Source organism: Paraburkholderia nemoris, assembly GCF_905221015.1.
Taxonomy (GTDB): domain Bacteria; phylum Pseudomonadota; class Gammaproteobacteria; order Burkholderiales; family Burkholderiaceae; genus Paraburkholderia; species Paraburkholderia nemoris.
Map to the genome: position 1 here is coordinate 46,268 of NZ_CAJNBO010000010.1, position 22,630 is coordinate 68,897.

22 protein-coding genes and 1 pseudogene are annotated in these 22,630 nt (G+C 61.0%); 9 read left to right on the forward strand and 14 right to left on the reverse strand.

Annotated elements, in window-relative coordinates; genetic code table 11:
- Positions 1-259: 259 nt before the first annotated feature.
- The 3 genes from KHO33_RS16940 to KHO33_RS16950 all read right to left on the reverse strand — a co-directional run bounded on the left by KHO33_RS16940 (position 260) and on the right by KHO33_RS16950 (position 2,534).
- Positions 260-1,084: an AraC family transcriptional regulator gene (locus tag KHO33_RS16940; RefSeq protein WP_200565296.1), complete on the reverse strand. Its 825-nt coding sequence runs from the start codon at positions 1,082-1,084 to the stop codon at positions 260-262.
- A 153-nt stretch (positions 1,085-1,237) separates the two neighbouring features.
- The gene (gene epsC, locus KHO33_RS16945) at positions 1,238-2,173 is read right to left on the reverse strand and encodes a serine O-acetyltransferase EpsC (protein WP_054040651.1); all 936 of its coding nucleotides are present in this window, start codon (positions 2,171-2,173) and stop codon (positions 1,238-1,240) included.
- A gap of 127 nt (positions 2,174-2,300) precedes the next feature.
- Positions 2,301-2,534 carry a hypothetical protein gene (locus KHO33_RS16950; RefSeq protein ID WP_013590843.1) on the reverse strand — a complete coding sequence of 78 codons (234 nt, stop codon included), beginning with the start codon at positions 2,532-2,534 and terminating at the stop codon, positions 2,301-2,303.
- 324 nt (positions 2,535-2,858) lie between these two features.
- On the opposite strand from KHO33_RS16950, the gene KHO33_RS16955 reads away from it, so the two are divergent.
- Positions 2,859-3,311: a DUF3005 domain-containing protein gene (locus KHO33_RS16955; protein WP_200565427.1), complete on the forward strand. Its 453-nt coding sequence runs from the start codon at positions 2,859-2,861 to the stop codon at positions 3,309-3,311.
- A 207-nt stretch (positions 3,312-3,518) separates the two neighbouring features.
- Entirely contained in the window at positions 3,519-4,124 is a 606-nt protein-coding gene (locus tag KHO33_RS16960) for a short chain dehydrogenase (RefSeq protein ID WP_054040653.1), read from the forward strand.
- A 13-nt stretch (positions 4,125-4,137) separates the two neighbouring features.
- On the opposite strand, the gene araD is transcribed toward KHO33_RS16960, so the two are convergent.
- The 7 genes from araD to KHO33_RS16995 all read right to left on the reverse strand — a co-directional run bounded on the left by araD (position 4,138) and on the right by KHO33_RS16995 (position 12,220).
- Positions 4,138-5,877: an L-arabinonate dehydratase gene (gene araD, locus KHO33_RS16965; RefSeq protein WP_200565297.1), complete on the reverse strand. Its 1,740-nt coding sequence runs from the start codon at positions 5,875-5,877 to the stop codon at positions 4,138-4,140.
- A complete protein-coding gene (locus KHO33_RS16970) occupies positions 5,874-6,656 on the reverse strand; it encodes an ABC transporter permease (RefSeq protein ID WP_407946179.1) in 783 nt (260 codons plus the stop codon). Before KHO33_RS16970 ends, araD begins: the two co-directional genes overlap by 4 nt.
- A gap of 140 nt (positions 6,657-6,796) precedes the next feature.
- Positions 6,797-7,675: an ABC transporter permease gene (locus KHO33_RS16975; protein WP_200565299.1), complete on the reverse strand. Its 879-nt coding sequence runs from the start codon at positions 7,673-7,675 to the stop codon at positions 6,797-6,799.
- Positions 7,672-8,751: an ABC transporter ATP-binding protein gene (locus KHO33_RS16980; protein WP_054040712.1), complete on the reverse strand. Its 1,080-nt coding sequence runs from the start codon at positions 8,749-8,751 to the stop codon at positions 7,672-7,674. The genes KHO33_RS16975 and KHO33_RS16980 overlap by 4 nt, the downstream gene beginning before the upstream one ends.
- A 20-nt stretch (positions 8,752-8,771) precedes the next feature.
- The gene (locus KHO33_RS16985) at positions 8,772-9,941 is read right to left on the reverse strand and encodes an extracellular solute-binding protein (RefSeq protein ID WP_054040657.1); all 1,170 of its coding nucleotides are present in this window, start codon (positions 9,939-9,941) and stop codon (positions 8,772-8,774) included.
- A 285-nt stretch (positions 9,942-10,226) separates the two neighbouring features.
- Positions 10,227-11,171 carry an SMP-30/gluconolactonase/LRE family protein gene (locus tag KHO33_RS16990; protein ID WP_200565300.1) on the reverse strand — a complete coding sequence of 315 codons (945 nt, stop codon included), beginning with the start codon at positions 11,169-11,171 and terminating at the stop codon, positions 10,227-10,229.
- A 107-nt stretch (positions 11,172-11,278) separates the two neighbouring features.
- Positions 11,279-12,220, reverse strand: a complete 942-nt coding sequence (locus KHO33_RS16995; RefSeq protein ID WP_200565301.1) for a dihydrodipicolinate synthase family protein — start codon at positions 12,218-12,220, stop codon at positions 11,279-11,281.
- 573 nt (positions 12,221-12,793) lie between these two features.
- Between KHO33_RS16995 and KHO33_RS17000 the strand changes: the two genes are divergently transcribed.
- A complete protein-coding gene (locus tag KHO33_RS17000; protein WP_054040663.1) occupies positions 12,794-13,498 on the forward strand; it encodes a helix-turn-helix transcriptional regulator in 705 nt (234 codons plus the stop codon).
- Here KHO33_RS17000 and KHO33_RS17005 read toward each other — a convergent pair.
- Positions 13,482-13,799, reverse strand: a complete 318-nt coding sequence (locus tag KHO33_RS17005; RefSeq protein ID WP_054040665.1) for a helix-turn-helix domain-containing protein — start codon at positions 13,797-13,799, stop codon at positions 13,482-13,484. The genes KHO33_RS17000 and KHO33_RS17005 overlap by 17 nt on opposite strands.
- A gap of 154 nt (positions 13,800-13,953) precedes the next feature.
- Here KHO33_RS17005 and KHO33_RS17010 point away from each other — a divergent pair, with 154 nt between their 5' ends.
- A complete protein-coding gene (locus tag KHO33_RS17010) occupies positions 13,954-14,547 on the forward strand; it encodes an acyl-homoserine-lactone synthase (protein WP_054040667.1) in 594 nt (197 codons plus the stop codon).
- Between the two features lie 80 nt (positions 14,548-14,627).
- On the opposite strand, the gene KHO33_RS17015 is transcribed toward KHO33_RS17010, so the two are convergent.
- Complete coding sequence (locus KHO33_RS17015) at positions 14,628-15,317, reverse strand: FadR/GntR family transcriptional regulator (RefSeq protein ID WP_200565302.1); 690 nt, start codon at positions 15,315-15,317, stop codon at positions 14,628-14,630.
- 290 nt (positions 15,318-15,607) lie between these two features.
- On the opposite strand from KHO33_RS17015, the gene KHO33_RS17020 reads away from it, so the two are divergent.
- The 4 genes and pseudogenes from KHO33_RS17020 to KHO33_RS17035 all read left to right on the forward strand — a co-directional run.
- Positions 15,608-16,075 carry a universal stress protein gene (locus tag KHO33_RS17020; RefSeq protein WP_200565303.1) on the forward strand — a complete coding sequence of 156 codons (468 nt, stop codon included), beginning with the start codon at positions 15,608-15,610 and terminating at the stop codon, positions 16,073-16,075.
- Positions 16,076-16,458: 383 nt separating this feature from the next.
- Positions 16,459-17,115 carry a helix-turn-helix domain-containing protein gene (locus KHO33_RS17025; protein WP_200565428.1) on the forward strand — a complete coding sequence of 219 codons (657 nt, stop codon included), beginning with the start codon at positions 16,459-16,461 and terminating at the stop codon, positions 17,113-17,115.
- A 131-nt stretch (positions 17,116-17,246) separates the two neighbouring features.
- Complete coding sequence (locus tag KHO33_RS17030; RefSeq protein WP_200565304.1) at positions 17,247-18,560, forward strand: SUMF1/EgtB/PvdO family nonheme iron enzyme; 1,314 nt, start codon at positions 17,247-17,249, stop codon at positions 18,558-18,560.
- A 385-nt stretch (positions 18,561-18,945) separates the two neighbouring features.
- Positions 18,946-19,628: pseudogene (locus KHO33_RS17035) on the forward strand (porin); the annotation flags it as partial.
- 150 nt (positions 19,629-19,778) lie between these two features.
- Here the strand turns inward: KHO33_RS17035 and KHO33_RS17040 are convergent.
- On the reverse strand, positions 19,779-19,991 hold the full coding sequence (locus KHO33_RS17040) for a hypothetical protein (RefSeq protein ID WP_199203015.1): 213 nt from the start codon (positions 19,989-19,991) through the stop codon (positions 19,779-19,781).
- 847 nt (positions 19,992-20,838) lie between these two features.
- The gene (locus KHO33_RS17045) at positions 20,839-21,342 is read right to left on the reverse strand and encodes a nuclear transport factor 2 family protein (protein ID WP_054040714.1); all 504 of its coding nucleotides are present in this window, start codon (positions 21,340-21,342) and stop codon (positions 20,839-20,841) included.
- A 675-nt stretch (positions 21,343-22,017) separates the two neighbouring features.
- Between KHO33_RS17045 and KHO33_RS17050 the strand changes: the two genes are divergently transcribed.
- Entirely contained in the window at positions 22,018-22,317 is a 300-nt protein-coding gene (locus tag KHO33_RS17050) for a hypothetical protein (RefSeq protein ID WP_200565429.1), read from the forward strand.
- Positions 22,318-22,630 lie beyond the last annotated feature (313 nt).

Genomic DNA, 22,630 nt, shown 5'->3' on the forward strand with positions numbered 1-22,630 from the left:
GCCTTTCCTTGATTTGCTAGTGGTCTATTAGCGTTGCCCCTGTGCGGGGCGGCACCTACTTTTCTTTGCATGCCGCAAAGAAAAGTAGGCAAAAGAAAGCGGCTAGAAGCCCCTGCTAAGCGGGTCCCGCAGCCCACACAGGGTAGTGGTGCATCTGGAATCTGTGTTCGTGCTCCTGCAGGCGCCAGTGACAAGGGCGTCATTCTTCCGGCGGCGCTGCGCGCGCCGAAGCGTTGTTCTTAACCCCCTTTGTTGTGCTCTATCGCCGCTTCGCGGCGGCGTAGTTGGCCGGGGTCATGCCCATCAAGCGCACGAATGCTCGGGTCATGTGGCTCTGGTCGGCGAAGCCGGCTGTGGTTGCCGCGTCTGCCAATGTCACGCCGCGTGCGATCAGTTGTCTTGCAAGCATTACCCGACGCTGCATCCTGTACGCGTGCGGTGGTAATCCCATCTCATGCGCAAAGCCCCGTAGCAGCTGGAAGCGGCTCATGCCGGCGTCCGTGGCAAGGTCGGTCAACGTAAGCGGTAATGACGGGTCGTCGTCGATCCTGGCCCTCGCTCGCGCAATCGGACTCAAAGTCTGTGCCAACCGCGGACGTGTGTGCGTCGTCGCGTGAGTCCGAAGTAGATACCCAAGCAACTCGAGCATCGTCTCCTCTCGGATCAAGTCGTCCGGCACGGATTGCGCTTCCACCGATACCGTGAACAGGCGCTCGAATAGCACCTTCAGTAACGGGTCGTGTACCACCGGTTGAGTTAGTTCAATCTCGTTTGTGGTCATGCCACCTAACTCGATCGCGGCGTCGCTTAGCATCGATGGCTCGAAATACAGCATGCGCCATGCGCGGCCGCGCTCGTCGAGCGGGCTGCCGTCGTGTACCTCCCCCGGGTTCACCATGATCGCGTCGTTCGCTCGTGCTTCCACTACGCCGCGGCCGCTTGATGATCGGTGTCCGCCTGTGACAATCACGCCTACCCCGAAGCGGTCGTGCGAATGGCGCGGAAACGAATGCGCCGTTTCGGCCACCGTCGCTTCGACGCCGGCAATCGCGCAGCGAGGCATGTGAACGCGGCCGCGTGACATGGGGCGCCGCTTAGAAGTTAACTAGCGCTTCGCGCGGCACAACGCGCGGCGGTGTGCACGCTGAATCGCGCAGCGAGCCGTATGCAGATCGCCAGAGCACTCCGCGCGCCAGTTCACGAGGCAAAGTGCGAGACGACACGTGAGCCAACCCGCTCATCGACCGCTCCCCTCGTCCGTGCCCGTGCGCTCGCCCTCGCGGATCTTGCCTTGCGATACGCTGCTGCCCGGGGGCACGCTGTGCGTCAGCCACACATTGCCGCCAATCACCGAGCCGCGCCCGATCGTCACGCGGCCGAGAATCGTCGCGCCGGCGTAAATCACAACGTCGTCTTCAACAATCGGATGGCGTGCGTTGCCCTTGACCAGCGTGCCGTCTACATCCGCAGCGAAACTCTTCGCGCCGAGCGTCACGGCCTGGTAGACACGCACGCGCTCGCCGATGATCGCGGTCTCGCCGATCACAACGCCCGTGCCGTGGTCGATAAAGAAACTCGGGCCGATGGTCGCGCCCGGGTGAATGTCGATGCCGGTCGCCGAGTGCGCGATCTCGTTGATGAAGCGCGCGAGCAAAGGCACGCCGAGACGGTGCAGCGCGTGCGCAAGACGATGGTGCGTCATCGCCCACACGCCCGGATAACACAGCAGAATTTCTGTGATGTGCTGCGCGGCCGGGTCGCCGGTGAACGCGGCCTGAATATCACTGACCAGCAACGCGCGAATACCGGGCAACTGCGTGCCAAACTCGCGCGCGACGTTGAACGCGCGCTCCTTCAGATCCGCATCCGGTGTTTCGCCAAACTCGGGCAGAAAGCGCAAGGCGCGGCGAATCTGTTCGGCAAGCAACCGCAACGTGCTTTCGAGCGTGTGGCCAACGTAGTAGTCGACAGTTTCGTCAGTTAGATCGGGGGCGCCGTAGTGCGTGGGGAACAGCGCCGCACGCAAGCCGGTGACAATGCCGATCACCGCTTCGCGCGACGGCAGCTCGCGAATGCCAAGCGGGTGCCGCGTGCGATGCAATTCTTCACGCGACGCACGCAAGTCCGCGACGATCTGTTCGAGACCCCAGTTGTGGGCAGGCACATTAGGCATAAAAGGACAGCGCCGCGCGATAGGCGCGGTTCAGAGTGATTGTCCCAAGAGATTACCGCGTTTTGCCGCGGCTCGCGTAACGTCGCGCTGCTGGCCGGTATGCTGGTCCGCGCGTGGCGGATGCGCTTCAGATGGTCACGCTGCTCGCATCGATCCAGCGCACGGCCCAGTCGCGTGCGTGCGCGATGGCGGTGGCTTCGTCAGGAAAACGCAAGTCGGTGGGGAAAAAACGGTTGGCGACCAGTTCGCCGTCGCTCGAGCGGGAGATGACCACATACGGTTGCCAGCTGCCGTCGCCCGCGCGCGCCGGCGCGCAATTCAACAAGTAGCCGCGATGTGTGAATGCAGCATCGAAATGCATGTGTCACCCGCCCTGACGGCCCCGTAAGATGTTTTGAGTAGCGCGCGTCTGTTCGTTGCCGGCCATGTAAAAAACAACCGGACGCATGTCGTCGATTTAACCGCGCTTCGCTCGTCGGAGTAAGATCATACTCTGTAGAAAATAGGCGTCCATTAAAAAAACGAAAAGAATCGCGGACGCAATCGTCACGTGAAATGCCCGCATATGTCATTGCACATAAACCGCGAGGCAACTGCGGTACACCTCACACGCACAAAGAGGTTGTGCGAGGCGGAACGGGTTTTGCTGCACTTCAACCATGTCCTCTTTAACGGAGAATGCATGATGAACAGCGATATCAACAAGCCGGCAGACGCCGGCAAACAGCCGCGCACCACCGGCCCGAGCACAACGGAACTGCACAACGACCGCACGCACGACAGCACGGTCGATACTGACGGCAAAAATCTCGAGGCCGCCCGCATAGCCGGCCACAGCCCGATCTCGCCGGACGAGATTACGACGACCAACGCGACCCTGGTCAACAGCGTGCCTGAGGCGCACGACGGCATGGCCGGCTTCGACAGCCGGGTTGGCGGCAATCATCTGCTGCTGGCGCTCGAGCCGGGCTGCACGGTCATCGACAAAGGCATGGTCGAGCCGCAAGGCGTCGATTCGGAAGACGATCTGTTCGATGACCCGCGCCCGATCCGCAGCCGCCGCGAACGTGGCCGCATGCATTTCGCCCTCAATCATCTGCGGCCCACTCGGGTGATTGAATTACATCGGGCGAAATAACTATTCGCGCGGGGCGTATTTGTTTGAAATACGCCGCCAGCGCCGATTAATCAGTCCATTCCAAAGTGCGCACCGTTTGAATGACGGTGCGCCTTTCGTTACGGATTAGAAACTCAGGGTTGCAGGACCTGCAAGCCGAACGGGCTTTTTCCGTCCGTCAAACGCCGACACAATCGACTGCACGTCCAATACCAAACGGAGCAGCAGATGAAAAAGATTGTCGTAATAGGCGCAACCGGCACGATCGGCCAGGCAGTGAGCACGGCGTTGAAAGCGCGCCACGAAGTCATCGAAGTGGGTGCGACGCGCGGCCAGTATCGCGTGGACAGCACCGACCCGGCCAGCATCGAGCGGCTCTTTAGCGAGATTGGAAAAGTCGACGGCATCGTCACCGCCACCGGCAAGCTGCATTTCGGCCCGCTGCCGGAGATGAGCGTCGAGCAGTTCTGGGTCGGTCTGCGCGACAAGCTGATGGGTCAGATCAATGTGGTGCTGGGCGCCCAGCAATACGTGAACGACGGCGGTTCGTTCACGCTGACGAGCGGCATTGTCGGCGACGAGCCGATTCGCGAAGGCGCGAATGCAACCACGGTCAATCTGGCCCTGGAAGGTTTCGTGCGCGGCGCCGCGATCGAATTGCCGCGCGGCATCCGCATCAACGTGGTGAGCCCGACCGTGCTCACCGAAGCGATGGGTGCTTATGCGCCCTACTTCCGCGGCTTCGAGCCGGTCACCGCCGAACGTGCCGCGCAGGCCTATCTGCGCAGCGTGGAAGGCGCGCAAACGGGCCGTGTGTATCGCGTGGGGTATTGAGCCTTCAGCACGCTCAGTGAATCTCCGGCTCGCCGCTTGCATCCGTCTGCGCGCCGCCGCGCTGCAGGAAATCGAAGTCGCAACCTTTGTTTGCCTGCAGCACGTGCGCCTGATGCAAGGCGCCATAGCCGCGCGTAAACCGCGGCTCGGGTCTGACCCAGGCGGCCTTGCGGCGCGCCAGTTCTTCCTCCGCTACGAGCATGTTGAGCTTGCGCCGCGGCACGTCCAGTTCGATCAGATCGCCGCTCTGCACTAGCGCAAGCGGGCCGCCGACAAACGACTCCGGCGCGACGTGCAACACGCACGCGCCGTAGCTCGTCCCGCTCATCCGCGCATCCGAGATACGCACCATATCGCGCACGCCCTTTTGCAGCAGTTTCCGTGGGATCGGCAGTTGCCCCCACTCGGGCATGCCAGGCGCGCCCACCGGGCCCGCGTGCTGCAGCACGATCACGCAGGTCTCGTCGATGTCGAGCGCTTCGTCGTCGATGCGCGCGGCCATGTCGTTGTAGTCCTTGAACACCACGGCACGGCCGGTGTGCACGAGCAAACGCGGCTCGGCGGCGCCAGGTTTGATCACGGCGCCGTCGGGCGCGAGATTCCCGCGCAGCACTGCGAGGCCGTTATTGGGCAGGAGCGGTGCGCTGCGGCGGCGGATCACCTCGTCGTTGAAAATCGTCGCGCCTTCGAGGTTTTCGCCGAGCGTGCGGCCATTCACCGTTTTCTGCGAGCCGTCGATCAGCTCGCCCAGTTCGGCGAGCATGGCCGGCAATCCGCCCGCGTAGAAAAAGTCCTCCATCAGATACGCGCCGGTCGGACGAATGTTCGCCAGCACCGGCGTGCGGCGCGAAATGTCGTCATAGCGATCGAGCGTCAGTTCGATACCGGCGCGGCGTGCGAGCGCGATCATATGCACGATCGCGTTGGTCGAACCAGAGAGCGCGAGGCAGGTGGTCACGGCATTATCGATTGAACCGGCGGTGATCAGATCGGACGGCTTCAGGTCCTCCCACACCATCTCGACGATACGCATGCCGGTTTTCGCCGCCATCTGAGCGTGCCGCGAATCCACTGCAGGAATAGAGGCAAATCCGGGCAACGTGAAGCCGAGCGCTTCAGCAGCGCTCGTCATCGTCGACGCGGTGCCCATCGTCATGCAATGCCCTGGCGAGCGCGCAATGCCGCCTTCGATACCTTGCCAGTCCGCTTCGGTGATCGTGCCCGCGCGCAACTCGGCCCAATACTTCCAGCTGTCCGATCCTGAGCCCAGCGTCACGCCGTTCCAGTTGCCGCGCAGCATCGGACCGGCCGGCAGAAAGATCGCCGGCAGATCCATCGAGATCGCGCCCATCAGCAGGGCGGGCGTGGTCTTGTCGCATCCGCCCATCAGCACGACGCCATCGGCGGGATACGAGCGCAGCGTCTCCTCGGCTTCCATGGCGAGGAAGTTGCGATAGAGCATCGTGGTGGGCTTCTGGAACGGTTCGGCGAGCGTCTGCACGGGCAGTTCGACCGGAAAGCCGCCTGCCTGCCAGATGCCGCGTTTCACTTCCTCGACACGTTGCTTGAAATGCGTGTGGCAAGTATTGATCTCGCTCCATGTGTTGAGGATCGCGATCACAGGCTTGCCCGCGTACTCCTCGCGGCTATAACCCATTTGCGCGGTACGCGAGCGATGGCCGAACGAGCGCAGATCGTTCAAGCCGTACCAGCGGTGGCTGCGCAGTTCTTCAGGTTGCTTTCTCTTCGTCAACGTCTTTGCTCCTTCACGCGCGACACGATCTGCGTCGGGCTGACGAATTGCAGCGCGATCAGCACCCAGATCAACGTGATCGCCATGTAGATCATCGCCATCGCGTCGATCGATTGCGGTGCGCGCACGCCGGTTGAAAATACAGCGTAGTACAAGGCGACCACGAGCGTTTGCGTCGCCGGGCCCGCTGTAAAGAAGGTCAGTTCAAACATGCCGATGGTGCGTACCAGCACGAGCAGCCCGGCCGCCAGCATGCCGGGCACCAGCAGGGGCAGCAGCACGTAGCGGAAATAGCGAAACGTGTTCGCGCCGAAAATGCGCGCCGCCGCTTCGAGATTGGGATCGATCTGCTCGATGAACGGCGTCATCACCAGAATCACGAACGGCAGTGCGGGCACGAGATTCGCGAGAATCACGCCACCCAGTGTGCCAGCGAGACCGACCTTGTACATCACGGTTGCCATCGGAATGCCGTATGTCACGGGCGGCACCATCAGCGGCAACAGGAAAATCAGCATCGCCATGCGTTTGCCGCGAAACTGCACGCGGGCGAGCGCATACGCGGCGGGCACGCCGAGCACAACCGACAACACCACTACCGCGCCGACCACCTCGACGGTGACCCACAACACGCTCGCCAGTTGAAAATCGCTCCACGCCTGCGCGTACCAATGCAGCGTAAAACCTTGCGGCAACAAGGTGCCAAACCAGCGGGTCGCCAGCGAATTCACTGCGACGGTCGCAATCAGCAACACCACGTTGACGAGAAAAAACACCATCGCGCCCCACACCAGCACCTGCCAGATGCGGCCCGGCACGCTGGCGCGCTGCTTCACGCGCTTGCTGGGTTGCTGGGCGCCGTCGTTGTTTTCCTTCGACGCGGACCACGAAGGATGCGCGGCGTGGTGATCGCTAGCCATCAGCCTTTGCCTCCCGTCACCGGACCGCTATAGAAGAAGCGGCGCGCGCCGAGCATTGCGACGACCACCAGCAGTTGGACGAAGCCCATCACCATTGCGATCGCCGAGGCAAGCGAATAGTCGTAGCTTTCGAACGCGGCTTCGGCCGCAGCGATCGACATCACGCGCGTCGGGCCCGCGGGCGCGCCCAACAGCACTGCCGATGGAAACACCGAGAACGCCTGCACGAACGATAAACAGGCGGCCATCGTTAAACCAGGCACCAGCAGTGGCAAATAGATGCGGCGGAACTGCTGCCACGGACTCGCGCCGAGCGTGGCGGCAGCACTCGCGAGCGTCGGATCGATGCCGGTCACGTAGGAGAGCGTCAACAGAAACGCAAACGGAAAACCCGACACGATCAGCGAGATCAACACGCCCCAGAAGTTATGCGTGAGGCGCACTTCATTCGTGTACAGATGCAATCCGTGCAATGCCTGCGGAAACCAGCCATTCGGGCCAAAGTACGTGAGCATGCCGTCGGCAATCAGCACGGTGCCGAGCGTGACAGGAATCACCAGCAGCGTGGTGACCAGCTTCTGATAGGGTGAATTGCGGCGCAGCGCGAACGCCACCGGAACCGACACACCCACGTTAATCAGCGTCGCCGGCACGGCGAGCTTGAGCGTGACGAGAATGGTCGGCCACATCGACGTGTCAGTGAAGAACGTCAGATAGTTGGCCCACAGGCCGCCGCCGTTCATCGGCCGGAACGACAGCACCAAACCATACGCAAACGGATAGATGAACAACGCCACGATGAAAATCAAAGCCGGCGCGACCAGCCACGCCTTGGCGTCGCGCGGTGCGAGCGGCGGCGACAGCGTGGGCGTGTTCAAGCAGCCTCTCCGTCATAGACGAGCGTGCGCGACGGCGACACACGCAGACTGATGCGTTCGCCCTCTTCGAATTCGCCCGCGATGCGCACCCACAAGTCACCGAACGCGGTCTTTACCCGCAGCAGTGAATCGTGGCCGCCGTACTCCACGGTGTTCACCAACGCGTCGAAGGCGTTTTCCACGCCAGGTGCTGCTCGCTCCATATCCTCCGGGCGCAGCGCAACGCTCACGCGCTTGCTGTTGAAACCGGCCATCGGCGTGCCGATCAGACGGACACCCTTCGCGCTCACTGCAACCCCATCGCCTTGCGTGCCTTCGAGCGTGAATTCGGCTACGTTTCGATAGCCCATGAAACGCGCGACGTGCAAATTTTGCGGCCGCGTGTACACCTCTTTCGGCGTGCCGACCTGCTGCACCACCCCCTCTTTCATCACGACGATGCGATCGGCCATGGAAAGCGCTTCGTCTTGATCATGCGTCACGTAGAGCGTTGCACGTTCGAGCTGGCTATGGATGCGGCGAATCTCGGCACGCATCTCGATGCGCAGCTTCGTATCGAGATTCGACAGCGGTTCGTCCATCAGAATCAGTGGCGGTTCGATCACGATCGCCCGCGCAATCGCCACGCGCTGTTGCTGACCGCCCGACAGTTGTCCGGGCAGCTTACGTTCGTGACCGACCAGTTGTACGAGCTGCAATGCTTCGCGCGCCCGGCGCATGGCCTCGCTCTTCGCGACGCCACGCATCTTCAATCCGAAGCCGACGTTATCCAGCACGCTCATATGCGGAAACAGCGCGTAGTTCTGGAACACCATGCCGAAGCCGCGCTTTTCCGGTGGCAGCACGTCGATGCGTTTATCGTCGAGCCAGATGCCGCCGCTGCTCAGGGGCTGCAAACCGGCGATGCAATTGAGCGCCGTCGATTTGCCGCAACCCGAAGGTCCGAGTAACGCAATGAACTCGCCACGCTGGATATTCAGATCGAGTCCTTGCAGCGCCGCGACCGCCTGGCCCTCCGCATTCGTGAAACTGCGGCTCACCGAATCGAGCCGCAACTGCTCAAAGTGATGCTTCATGGCGGTTTCCTGATACGCGGCTACTTGGTCTTCTGCGCGCCAACGTCGCTGTCCCACTTCTTGAAAGCCGCGACCATTGCGGTGGCGTTCAGCGGCAAAACATGCGGACGTTCGGCCAGCAGCTTCGCGTACTCCGGCCGGCCGTATTTCTTCAGCACATCCTGGCTATGCGCAGGCGCCTGCTCGATGCTCACGCCCTTGATCGCCGGACCGGGATAGAAATAACCGTCGTCATAGGTCATGGCCTGCTGCGCCGGTTCGAGCATGAAGTTCATCAGCTTGTAGATCACGTCGAGCTTTTCCTTCGGCACGCCCTTCGGAATCACCATGAAGTGCGCGTCGTTCACCCACGTCATGTTGTCGAATGCCTGCACGCGGAATTCCGCCGGCACGATGCCGAGCGCGCGCGGGTTGATGTCCCAGCCGGTCACCGTCACGGTCATGTCGCGCGTCCCCTCGCCAAGTTCCTTCATCACCGCCGAGGTGCCGCCGGGATAGTAAGGAATGCAATCGTTCAGTTGCTTGAGGAAAGCCCACGTCTTGTCCCAGCCGTGAATCGGATCTTGCGGATCCTTGTCGCCGAGCACGTAAGGCAGGCCCATCAGAAACGTGCGGCCCGGACCGGAGTTCGCCGGCCGCGCGTAGATCAGCTTGTCCGGATGCGCCTTGCACCATTGCAGGAGTTGCTCCGGTGTTTTCGGTGGATCAGTCACCTTGGCCGGGTTGTATTCGAGCAACGGACCAGCCGGCATATAGGCGACCTCGAGACCGAAGCCTTGTGCCAGGTCCTGCATCTTGCGCGGACCGGGCGCGTATTTGTCGAGCACGCCGGGGAAAGCCGCCGCATTGTCCGGCAATAGCTTCATCCAGAGATTCTGTTCGATGCCGGCGGCCAGTGCGTCAGTGCCCGTCAGGACGAGATCGATGTCGGAGCGGCCCGCCGCCTGCATCGCCTTGATCTTGCCGGGCAATTGCGGCGCGGGCGCGTTGGTGAACGTGAGATTGGCGACGAGATTCGGATACTTCGCCTTGAAGGCTTCGAAACCCTTCTGCGTAAGTTGAAGGTCGCCGGCTACGTCGACAATATTGAGCGTTACCGGATCGGCCGCATGTGCGGTGGATCCCAATGCGGCGCTTGCCACGAGACATACGGACACCAGCCTGAGCGCCAACCTGCCTGAAACAGTCATTGCGTCTCCTCGCTTCTTGGTATGGAAGTCCGCCGGCCAGATGTGCTGCTGGCGGTGTCTCTCTACCAATGGAACATAGCGAAGCGGAACTGCCGATGTCAAGCAAATACTCGCCACCGGGTTTTACCCGGAAAATTGGCTTTTTTTGTGGGGAATCCTTGTAGTTCAACGGTTTGCGCGTGTTATCCAAGGGCAAACCCGGAGTCAGCGAGCTTTTGGCACAACTAGTTGTCAGGCAACCAGAATTTGCACTGCGCATTCAGGCTACCCGCACGCTTTGCGCCCTCACCCGCCCTGGACGCCTTGCGTATTCACATACAACGAATACAAGCCGTGGCTTGCCGCCATGAACAACCGGTTGCGGTGGCGTCCACCGAAGCACACGTTCGAGCAGCGCTCCGGCAACGCGATATGGCCGATCGGCTCGCCTTGCGGCGTGAAGACGCGCACGCCGTCGAGTTCGTCGGTGCCCATGCCCCAGCCGCACCAGAGATTGCCTTGCGTATCGACGCGAAAGCCGTCCGGTGTGCCCGGGCCGGCGTCGATCAGCACGCGATTGTTCGACAGCACGGCGCGCTCGCCGCCGCCGTCGACGTCGAAAGCGCGAATCTTGCGCGGCACGCCTCGCGATTCGACGATGTACAGCACCGACTCGTCCGGCGAAAACGCGAGGCCGTTCGGGCCCAGCACGTCGTCGGCGACCATCGTCACTTCGCCGGATTGGCCGTCGATTCGGTACACACACGCGGGCAGTTCCGACTCCTGCCGTTCGCCCTCGTAAAAACCGTCGATGCCGAAGGTCGGATCGCTGAACCAGATTGAACCGTCCGACTTCACGATCACGTCATTCGGCGAGTTGAAACGCTTGCCGAGGTAACGGTCGGCGAGCACGGTAATCGAGCCGTCGTACTCGGTCCGCGTAACGCGGCGCGTCAGGTGCTCGCAGGTCACGAGGCGGCCCTGGCGGTCGCGCGTGTGGCCGTTCGCATTGTTCGACGACTGGCGGAACGTGGTCACCGCGCCGCTGGTTTCGTCCCAGCGCAGGATACGGTCATTGGGGATGTCGCTCCACAGCAGATAACGGCCGTCGCCGAACCAGACCGGCCCTTCTGACCAGCGCGCGCCCTGATACAGACACTCGACGGAAGCAGACGCCAGGATCAGCGACCTGAAGCGCGGATCGAGAACGCGAATGGAGGGATCGGGATAGCGTCGGCTGGTGTCGGTCATGCGTCGGTTTTGGACGATGGAAGTTGAGGGGGAAAATGGGTCGAAGCGCATTGTGTCCTGCACGCCGGCGCGGCGCGCACGCACCAGCAATCGGCACCGCCGCGCGGTCAATGCGGCGCCGGCTTCTGCGCGAACTGACGCTCCAACGCGAGCAGGATCTGCGTCGCATGATCGATCTTCGCATGATGTTCGGGCGGCGTCGAACTGAGTAGCGGCAAGATTGGCCCCATGTCAGCAATGTTCGAGAACGTGACTGCGTCATGCAACACACGGATCAACGAGATTTCGTCACGCAGGGTTTCGAGCGGCAGGAAAGCGTCATGGAGACGCTGCGCTGTGTTGGCATCGCCGGTTCTGACGGCTTGCAGCAAAGCCATGACCATGCGTGGTGCAATGCATCCCGAACCCGTCGTCCATGCGGCTAGCCCGAACTCGCGCAGATGGACGAGCGCAGGCCGCTCGCCCATGCCCGACACCACCTTGGCCGCAGGCACGGATTGCAGAAGTCGGCGCAAATACGGATCTTCCGCAGGATTGTCGCGGACGATCGCGTATTTGACGGCCAGCAGCATGCCGCGCTCGATCAATCGCGCGAGCGTGTCGAGCTCCACGTAGTTTTCGCTCTTGATGTACAGGGTGAGCGGCATGCCCGCCGCGCCCGCGATGCGCGAGAGCCCCGCCTCCACGCCTTCGGACGTCGTAAAACCGCTCAGCGGCAACACCATCGCCGTACGGTAGCGGGTTTGCGCAAGGATACGGGCCTGATCGAGCATTTTCCCGTAGTCGGGGCCGATTGACGGGATCACGCGCGTGCCTGCACCGGCTGCGTCAGCCAGCATATCCAGCAAGTCCCGATACTCGCTGACGGCCACGTGGTAGAGGTTCGCATTCCCGCCGTACAGCAAGGTGCGCACCCCGCCAGCCTCGATGTGGCGGATCAGCGCGCGGTTTTCGGCAACGTCCAGCGTGTAGTCGGCACGGCGCGCAAGCGGCGGCACGGCCATCACCGATGCGACGAACTCACTGTCGAGAATCGGGGATTCGTTCATGACGCCTCAAACGCACGGGGACTGGGCGTTCAAGTTAGCACCGGGTTCGCAATGTTGTCAAACAACCAGCGTATGGTTGTCATCGCGCGATCTCAGGTCGAAGTCGATGCGAAGAAGCCGAAGCTGGCAAAGCGCGGCGCGTCGTTTTCGTATGACAATAGACGGTGACAGGCCGCTGTTAGAGAATGGAGAAGGGCCAGGCGGAAATTGTCAATTTGGTAATTGGCGTGGTTTTGTCCGGAATCCCGACACGCACGCTCATTCAAAGTGGTTTGACAATAATGTTGCAAATCAAAAGCATCAAAAAGGCCACTACGAGAAAATTACCCACTTTATCGACCCGTGAATGTTAATCAGGTCGAAGAAATCCGATATAAGGAGTAATTCGTTCGCCTGGTTGCAGAACCCGCGCTGGTGGCGTTTCTTTAGAAATCGCCCTCGGCTTGCGAAATAATTTTTAGTGATAGATTGTGAAGATAAAAACAGCCGGACGGATCGCCGTACCGCAATTAACCGCAACGGGACGTTTGCGAGTCTGAGAGAACCCAATTGTCGCTACATTTTATCGAGGAAATGGCACCGCTACTGAACGCCGCAGACGAAGCGGAATGGTTCGGCGCGATCGCGGGCCTGGCCGACACATGGGGCTTCGACAAGCTTCTGATTGCCATGCTGCCGCGCCCGACCATTCGCCTTGAAGACGCCTATGTGCGGAGCACCTACGCACCGGCCTGGCGACGCACCTATGACGAGCAGGGGCTCGTCCATATCGACCCGACTGTCTCGCATTGCGCGACACGCGCCACGCCGCTGATCTGGTCGCCGGACATTTTTATGACCGCACCGCAGCAGTCGATGTATGAGGAAGCCCGCGCGCACGGCCTGCGCTCCGGCGTGACGTTGCCGATTCATGGGCCGAACCAGGAAGCCGGCATGATGTGCTTCGTCAATGACAGCAATCCGACCGATGCGTTCTGGCGTCACGTCAACGTTGCGTTGCCGAATCTGGTGTTATTGCGCGATCTGGTGATCGATACCAGCCAGCGCCATTTGAATACGCACGCTCAGACTTTATTGCCCAAGCTCACGCCGCGCGAACGCGAATGTCTGAAATGGACCGCGCGCGGCAAATCCACCTGGGAAATCTCCCATATCCTGAGCTGCTCGGAAGCCGTGGTGAACTTCCACATGAAGAACATCAGGACGAAATTCGGTGTGAATTCGCGGCGCGCGGCGGCCGTGATCGCCGCGCAGTTGGGGCTTATTGACCCGGGTTGAGCAAGGCGGCGGCGTCGCGGCTGTACAGCACCCGCTCGGCCCGCCCGAGATCGGCGTCGGAAACGGTTTTGGTGAAGTAGAGGCCCAGCAGGATCGACACCGGCGCCGGAATTTCGGCCCCCGATTCGAACCGGCTGCCACGCGACTGCGTCACGCCGAAGCGTGCCCAGAAGCGGCGCTGGCTTTCCTTCTTCTTCTTGCGGTAGGCAATGATCAGAACACGATCCACCGCCGACGACGGCTCTGCCGGGCGGGTTTGGATCGAAGGTTGCGCTTGCCAGTGGTTTTCGAGAAGTTCCATTTTTGTGTCCCGTCGGTTGAGGGCTGAGGCTTGTCTCGAATTCTGCGTTATCCGATAAGCATGCACACCTATCCAGGTAGGTAGGTGGCGGAAAGATTCAAAATGCATAAGTTTTCTTGCGTATTGGGTACCCCAACACGTTCAGGAGAACGTCATGCAAACAGCAATTCGGATTGGAATGCGGCAGGAATTCGACAACGCAGACATCAACGAGATGTACCGTCTGCGGGCTCGGGTATTTCACGGGCGGCTCGGGTGGGACATCCCGACCATCGCGGGCATGGAAATCGACGGCTACGACGCCCTCGGGCCGCACTACATGCTGATTCAGGGCGACGATCGGCACGTGCGTGGCTGCTGGCGCCTGATGCCGACGGAAGGGCCGAATATGCTGAAGGACACCTTCCCGCAATTGCTCCATGGCGCGGATGCGCCGGTCGGGCGGCATATCTGGGAACTGAGCCGGTTTGCGATCGAAACCAGCGGCGAGGAACAGTCGTTCGGCTTTGCCGACCTGACGATGCAGGCGATTCACGAACTCGTGACGTTCGCCGACCGGATGGGCATCACCCGCTATGTCACGGTGACCACGACGCCGATCGAACGGCTGCTGCGCAAGACCGGGATCGACATCAGCCGGCTCGGGTCACCGCTGCAGATCGGCGTGGAACGGGCCGTAGCGCTGGATATCGCGGTCAGTCCGAAGACCCGCACCGCCCTGTTCGGGCCGATGGCTGTCGCCGCCTGACGCCTGGACACGACTGGGGCCGCGCTTGCGGTGGCCCGGTTACCTGATATTTGCGACCCGCGGTGGAGACACGCGGGATATCAGGAACCGAACATCCGCTCGAGCGCATTCTCGAGATGCGCGCGCATCGCCCTCCCCGCTGCAGGGCCGTCCTTACGGCGGATCGCCTCGAGTACGGCCATATGTTCGGCCTGCACGAGCCGCTGCCGCTCCACCGTTTTCACGAGCGAAAGATTGCGCGACAGATTCATGCTGAACAGAATCTGTTCTTCGATGAACGACATCACCGTGATGAAAAACGGGTTCTTCGAGGCGCGCGCCACCGCGAGGTGGAACATGAAATCGTCCTGCGCGCCGATGCCCCGGGTTTCGATGATGCGTTCCAGCTGGTCCCACGCATGCTGGATCGCGGCGATGTCGTCCGCATCGGCTTTGAGCGCCGCCTGTTCGGCCGCACCCGCTTCGGTCACGATGCGAAATTCATAACAGCGGCGGATGTCGGACAGCGTTTCGAGTGGCGCAAATCGCCGCACATCCGGGTCCGGGCGCCGTGCGACCGTGGTGCCCGAACCGTGCCGCGTCATGATGATCCCGTCCGCCCGCAAGCGCGCCAAGGCCTCGCGCACGGTGGGCCGCGACGTCGCAAAGCGTTCGGCCAGCGCATGCTCGGTAGGCAGCCGCTCGCCTTCCTTGTACTCGCCTTCAAGAATGCGATTGAGGATGTCGCCGTAGATCTTGTCGGGCAAGCCCGTCGTTTTGCGCTCGTTCATCAGCGGTGCGGAAGCAGCTTGTCTGAGTAGGTCCTGATTGTAAGGCAAACCTGACCCTATCTTGATTTGATAGATGCGCCCCGGCTTCACAGGAATCCCGCAAACGCCTTCTGCACGGTGTTTGCCGGGCGAGGCGCCGCTATCGCAAAATTTGACAAGTGTTTGATTTACATCCTGACAGGATGCACCTTTTTCAGCGATCATTTAAGCTGGCGTCGGTAATAAATCCACAATGAGCCCGGTCGTGCGCAATGGCCGCGGCATCCCAATCCTTCAGACGCGGAGTCGATATGTACACACGCATCCTCGTAGCGGTCGACGGCAGCCACACCTCGCGCCGCGCATTCGAAGCAGCGCTCGCACTGGCGAAATCCACCGGCGCTGTCATGCAGCCGCTCTACGTCGTTGAAAACACACCGATGTATTTCGAAGCGCCCGGTTATGATCCGTCCATTCTGCGCAACCGCCTCGTCGAAGAAGGCAAGGAACTCTGCACGGAATTCGCCCAGGCCATGGCAGCGCAAGGCGTCAAGGGGGAGCTCATCGTGGGCGAAGCCTCCTCGCTCGACGACGTTTCGGTGGTCGTGCTAAAAGCGGCCGCCGACTTCAACGCCGATCTGCTGGTGATGGGCACGCATGGCCGGCGCGGTTTTCAGCGCCTGATTCTCGGCAGCGTCGCAGAGCGCTGCGTGCGTCAGGCGACCTTGCCTGTCCTGCTGATCCCCTCCGCGGCCGGCAAGGTCGGTGAAGACGCCTGAACACCTGGCGAGACACATTGCAAGTGCGTGTGCGTGCCGCATTGGGCGGCACACGCAGCGCTATATCTCCAGAATCAGAGAACAGCACGCATCTCCACGATGCGTAGCAGTCCATAACCACAAGCAGGAACGCGAGCGTGACCTCGCTCAAGATGCCTAACTGCGCGAACGCGTCATTTTGCCGCTAAACGGGGGGCATGGGCGGTGGGACAATCAGTTGTTACTCTGACAAATGGTTGCAGAACATGCTTACTCCTACCGCTGTGACTCGCTCCACCGGCATCGCCGATTCCACTCCGATCCCGTCGCCGGCGCGTGGCGGCCGTCGTGCCGCGCCGGTGAGGGCGACGGCGCGCACCGCCGCTCGTTGCTCGAGTTGTTCGATGCGGGCGCTCTGCATGCCGCAAGGCTTGTCGGCCGACGAACTCACGAAACTCGAAGCGCTCATTTGCAGCGCGCGCTCGGTGCAGCGCGGCGAAGCGCTGTATCGCAGCGGCGACCGCTTCGACAATATTTACGCCGTGCGTTCCGGCTCCATGAAAACCGTCATGGCCCACCGTGACGGCCGCGAACAGGTCACAGGCTTGCGCCTCGCCGGCGAAGCGCTCGGCCTCGACGGTATCAGCGAAGACGTGCATGCATGCAGCGCCGTCGCGCTTGAAGACAGCACCGTGTGTATCGTTCCCTACCCCGCCCTCAAATCCCTGTGCCGTGAAATCAGTTCGATGCAGGACCGCCTGCACAAACTGCTGGGCGAACAGATCGTCCGCGAAGCCGCGCAGATGATGGTGCTCGGCTCCCTTTCAGCCGACGAGCGCGTGGCGGCATTTCTGCTCGACGTGTCGGAGCGCAACGCGCAACGCGGCTATTCGTCGGCGGAATTCAATTTGCGCATGACACGCGAGGACATGGGCAGCTACCTCGGCACGACGCTCGAAACCGTGAGCCGCACCCTGTCAAGATTTCAAAAGCGCGGCCTGATCGACACACAAGGCAAACACATCCGGATCGTCGATCTGGAAGGCTTGCAGAAGGTGTAAGCCGTACGCGGAGGACCTGGCCCGCGCCGCCACGTCCCCGGCCACCTGCTTTTTAGCGCGCATTCGTCTTGGCATGGCTCCTGCGACCGGGTAAAGTCTTTAGTCCGTCCCCCGCAAGGAGACTTGGCGAAATGAATCGCGACCCCGCCCCGCATCACCCGCTCGTCCAGCGTCTGATCGACGCGCGTCAGATTACCGACGCATTGTTTGCCATCGTCAAACCCGAATTTCTGTACGACCGGCCGATCCGTGAGCGCCACCGGATCGTGTTTTACGTCGGCCATCTGGAGGCTTTCGATCGTAATCTTTTCGATCAACGCCTGTGCGATCTGCCGGCATTCGATCCACACCTCGACCAGCTCTTCGCTTTCGGCATCGATCCTGTCGACGGTGGCTTTCCGACCGATCAACCCAGCGACTGGCCCTCACTCGACGCCGTGCGCGCCTACGGGTTGCGCGCCCGCGAGCAGATCGACCGCGAACTCGACGCACTGAGCGACTCCGCACGCGTTGGCCGCAAGGGCGCCCATGCCGACGCGTCCGAGCAGTTGCTGAACGTCGCGATCGAGCATCGGCTGATGCACGCTGAAACGCTCGCGTACATGCTGCATCAGTTGCCGCTTGCACAGAAGGTCGCCGGGTTGCGGGAGCCGGTGCTCACGCGTGCCGAACCGCGGCAGGCGTTGTCGTCGACGGTCAGCGTGCCGGCGGGCGCAACGGTGCTCGGCATGTCGCGCGAGAGCGGCCAGTTCGGCTGGGACAATGAGTTCGGCGAAAAGCGCGTCGACGTGCCCGCGTTCGAGATCGACCGTCATATGGTGACGAACGGTGCGTTCCGCGAGTTTATCGAGGCGGGTGGCTATCGCGAACCAAAGTGGTGGACGGACAAGGATTGGGCCTGGAAAGAAGCCGAACATATCGAGCATCCCGCCTGCTGGTCGCAGCCAACCGGGAGCGATCGGAACAGCGTATGGATGCTGCGCACGATGTTCGACGAAGTGCCGCTGCCGCTCGACTGGCCGGCGTACGTGAGCCACGCCGAAGCCAGCGCCTACGCGCGCTGGGCCGGTAAGGCGCTACCCAGCGAAGCGCAGTGGCAACGCGCGGCACATGGTGCACCGCATGCCGCATCAGGAAATTTCGATTTTCGCAGCTGGGACCCGCAGCCGGTCGACGCCTATCCGGACAACGTCAGCGCGTTCGGCGTGGAAGGTCAATTCGGCAATGGCTGGGAGTGGACTTCCACGGTGTTCGACGCATTGCCGGGCTTTGAAGCGTTTCCGTTTTATCCGGGCTACTCCGCGAACTTTTTCGACGGGCAGCATTACGTGATCAAAGGCGGTTCACCACGCACCGCGCAATGTATGTTGCGACCGGCTTTCCGCAACTGGTTTCAACCGCACTACCAATACGTGTATGCGGGGTTCCGGTGTGTGAAGGCGTGACGAATAAAGCATAAGCTGATGCCCAAAATCACTTGTCGCTTGAGTCCCCAAAGATCAGTACGCCGCAAGGGCTCGCTTTCTTCAGACGGTTGCTGAGCGCCCAGGCAGCAATGCTTGGGCGGCACGCTATCTTCCGGGCATCGGCTGTCTACGGATACGGTAAACGGCAAGCATGCTTTCTGCTTTCGCGGGACGGAATTCGGCCGGATTCAGGGACATTTCGAAAAATTCCTCTATGACCACAACTCTGTTTTTTCATTAATTGAACGGATGGTTATTATCAGGTGTCGCATATCGGACACGATCTGTATTTCAACTTTTTACGTTACTGTTTTGCGCGATTAGTCTCCCTGCATGAGGATTGACGTCCAACGCAGGAGATGAGATGAAACGCACCGCCTTTTCGACGATTTCGCTGGCTGCGCTCGCATCCGCCGGCGCCGCGCATGCCCAAAGCAGCGTGACCTTGTACGGCGCGATCGACACGTCACTGACCTACGTGCACAACGCACAGGGCAACAAGAATCTCTGGGCTCTCGGTAACAGTAGTGCAGGCAATCTGTCGGGTACACGTTGGGGCCTCAAGGGAACGGAAGATCTTGGCGCCGGCCTGAAGGCCATCTTCCAGGTCGAAAACGGTTTCGATCCGAGCGCCGGCAAACTGGGGCAAGGAGCCGGCTATTCGGGCGGCAGGCCTACGTTGGCTTGACAAGCGATTCGCTGGGTTCCGTGACGCTCGGCCGCCAGTACGATCCGCTGATCGATCTCGTACAGGGCATCACCGAGGACAACTATTTCGGCAGCGCATTCGCGACCGCGGGCGACGTCGACAACTACGACAACAGCTTCCGCGTGAACAACGCGGTCAAGTACACGTCGCCGGTCTGGTCGGGTCTGCAGTTTGAAGCGATGTACTCGTTCGGCGGCATCGCGGGCAGCACTGGCTCGGAGCAATCGTATTCGGCGGCGGCCGCCTATAACAATGGCCCGATCGCCCTCGCCGCCGATTACTTCTATGCAGCAAACAGTCCAGCGTCGGCGGGCCCACGCAGTCCGACAGCAGGTTGGTACGGATACGCTGGCACCGGCACGCAGGAAATGGTCAACCTCGGCCTGCGTCACAAGTTCTAGAAAACCCAGCACTTGCTACCACCGCGGCGATCGGCGGCTACGACCCATGCGCGGTCGCCGATTGCGGCTCGAGAACCAATTTGTACTTCAATCCGCTGTCATGCGAAGACGACGGAGTAGTTCCGCCCCAGCTGGCGTCACCCGAAATCTGCCATCGTCGAAAGCCGTAGGCACAATTTCGACGAGCCTCGCTTCTTGAAGAGCGATTGCATCTGGATCACCAGGTGCGACCTGGTTGGGCGCATCGAGCAGTAGAAACAGAATCGCGATCTCATGATGACTCAGCAGCGATTTCATCATCGACCTCAGGCATACACGAGTACTAGACAGGGCGCGCATCGGCGCGACGAACAACTCGGGTTTCGAATGACTTACACGTCGCGGCGAATCCGACGTGGCTCCCGTCAGAACGCTATTCATCGGCGTTACGGAGCCCGTCTAACTACGTTTATGAAGTTTGGTTTGGCATTAGCGGGCCGCGATCGATACTGATGTGTTCAGGCACTTCGCTTTGCGGAATCATGTCGCCGGAATTAGATGGCGGCGGACCGGACCGTCTGCTTGATCGCTGGCATGCTCTCCCAGCCTATACCGACGTCGCTCGAAATTTATTCCAGCTTCGAACTGAAGAATCTACCAGGAACCGCAGAGACTTCTCGGCGATGTTCATGTTCGCCTCCTTCCATTTCTGCCGCAGCTCACGACGATCGGCTGTCGGTAGCGGAACCCTGCGACCTGTCGATCGTGCTGCGTACCCTTAGCTAACCACGCCAGCGTCCGCTTTATTCCCGAGCCTCGAACGTGGCGGCATGCCGCGATTTCCAGCGCGCCTGTGCAACTTGCCCGAGTTTTTGCGAGCTTTCTTGATCAGAGCCGAACCGGTCCAGATGCGGCTTCCTGTTGGACGGACGGTCGAATAGCGGGAATGAAGGTGCGTCGTTTCAAGTGCAACAGTGAGATCAAGGGAAACCGAAGTGCAATCAATTGAGCCAATGCGACCAGTTCGTTGATTGGTGTGGCTTTTGGCCACCCAGGCGCTTGCATCTTTAGTTCGATTGAAACGGTATTCGGCAGCCTCGACTAAACCGCCGCGCGCTGTCTGGCGCAAGGAGAGGCCCGCGGCAGACAGCGTGTTTCGCCGGATCGGCTAGAACATCGTGTTGTCGTTGGCCGACTGCTCGGGCACCGGTTGAATCACATCCCAGTGCTCGGCGATCCTGCCGTGCTCGACGCGGAAGATATCCACGATGGCGTTGCCGCGGTCTTGCGGGTTGCTGGTCGAGTGAACATGCAGAAAGACGAGATCGCCGTCGGTCGCACTGCGCACGATGGTCGAACGGGCATCGGGGGCATGCTTGAAGTATTCGGTAAAGAAGCTGATGAACGGCGCGGACCCGGTGGGCACATGCGGATTGTGCTGGATGTAATTCGGTGCGAGCACGGTGCTAGCAGTCGTAAGATCGTGCCTGTTGAACACCGCATCGTAGAAGTTCACGACTAGCGCGCGGTTGCGCTCTTCCTGGCCAATATCGCGAGCGGCCGGATGAGCCGGCGCGACGCTATCTTCGGCGCGGGCCACATGGCTTGCGATCAGCACAAAGAAAGCAGCGGTGGTTGCCACGCGCTGGAGCAAGGAGGTTCTGTTTGGCATGACGGTCCCCTTCTTTTCGTTGAAAGCCGGCGGCTGCAAGGACTTTAGCATCCGCAGGTGAAAGCGACGAGACGGATCTTGCCGACGCATCGGCGCTTGCGCACCGAATCGCTTGCTGCATTGCAATTCCGCATTGGCGGCTTGTAGCCAATCGACACCGGGACGCCCTCAGACATTCGCGACTTCGCAAGCCTGGCGAACTGAGGCAATGGGAATAAATCTCCAATCGGGCAGGTACTCCCCGCTGAAGGCGCCGGTTTCTTCCCAGGCGATCCGGCCGCTCAGTTTGCTGATTCGCTTGCGAGGATCCGATGTCGTCACAGCCCCCATCCAATGCGTCACGTCGCAGGGCTTTGAGGTGCATGACCTATGGCGGACTTGGAACGCTGTTCGCGCTTTCCGGCGACGAAAGCTCGGAAGTTCACGATTCAGCAACTGCAGACGCTTCAAGGAGATCATCGTGAAAAATCATTCGCTACCGAAATCCGTACTTGCGGTCGTGTTCTGCCTGGTAGCGTCTGGAGCCACAGTCACGGCTAGGCTGCGGGAATATCCGGCGACGAAATAGCGTCTACTCATTGCATATCCCAGAACGGGCCGGTCTCACGTTTTCTGCACCTTAAGGAGTTTGATATGAAAAGCGTTTTCGACAGAGCGAGCACGCCGCAAGCACTAATGGCATTGCGAGGACTCCTGCTAGCGATATCGTGTATCGCCGCGGGCAGCGTCGCGGCGCAAGGTCTCGCCCCATATGACGATATCAACTCGCCTGAAAACAGCACCCGGTTGATGCCGCAGGCTGCACGCGGGAGCGAGTATCCCACCCACGGTGATCGGCAGGCCGGAGAGCTGAATCTGAATCCGACGGATCCGCGCGCGCAACTCGCCAATGGTTTGCCGAACAATGCGCAGTCTGGTGGATATGGATCGCCACTAGCCGGCGTGAGGACCTATGTCGTGCCGCCGAAGAATTGATGGCCGAGACGAGTCGGCCTGGTGCACGATGTACAGCGAATGCCTGGCTGCATTGAATCGTGACACGGTAGTCAGGTGTTACCGCGGGCGATGATTGTGCAACGTAAAACGCAGCGTCCGGGCGAGGGTGCCACATCGCCGCACCGCCCCGCACGACAACGAGCTTTCTGTCGTTCAAATTGGTCCGCACGTCATGTGCGGACCATGTCATTGCGATGGAACCAGATGGCATGACAGAGCGTCACGGAAACGCCGGAATTGTCGGGTCCGTTCCCTCGATGCAACCGACCGGGAATAGCACGCTGCACCGCGG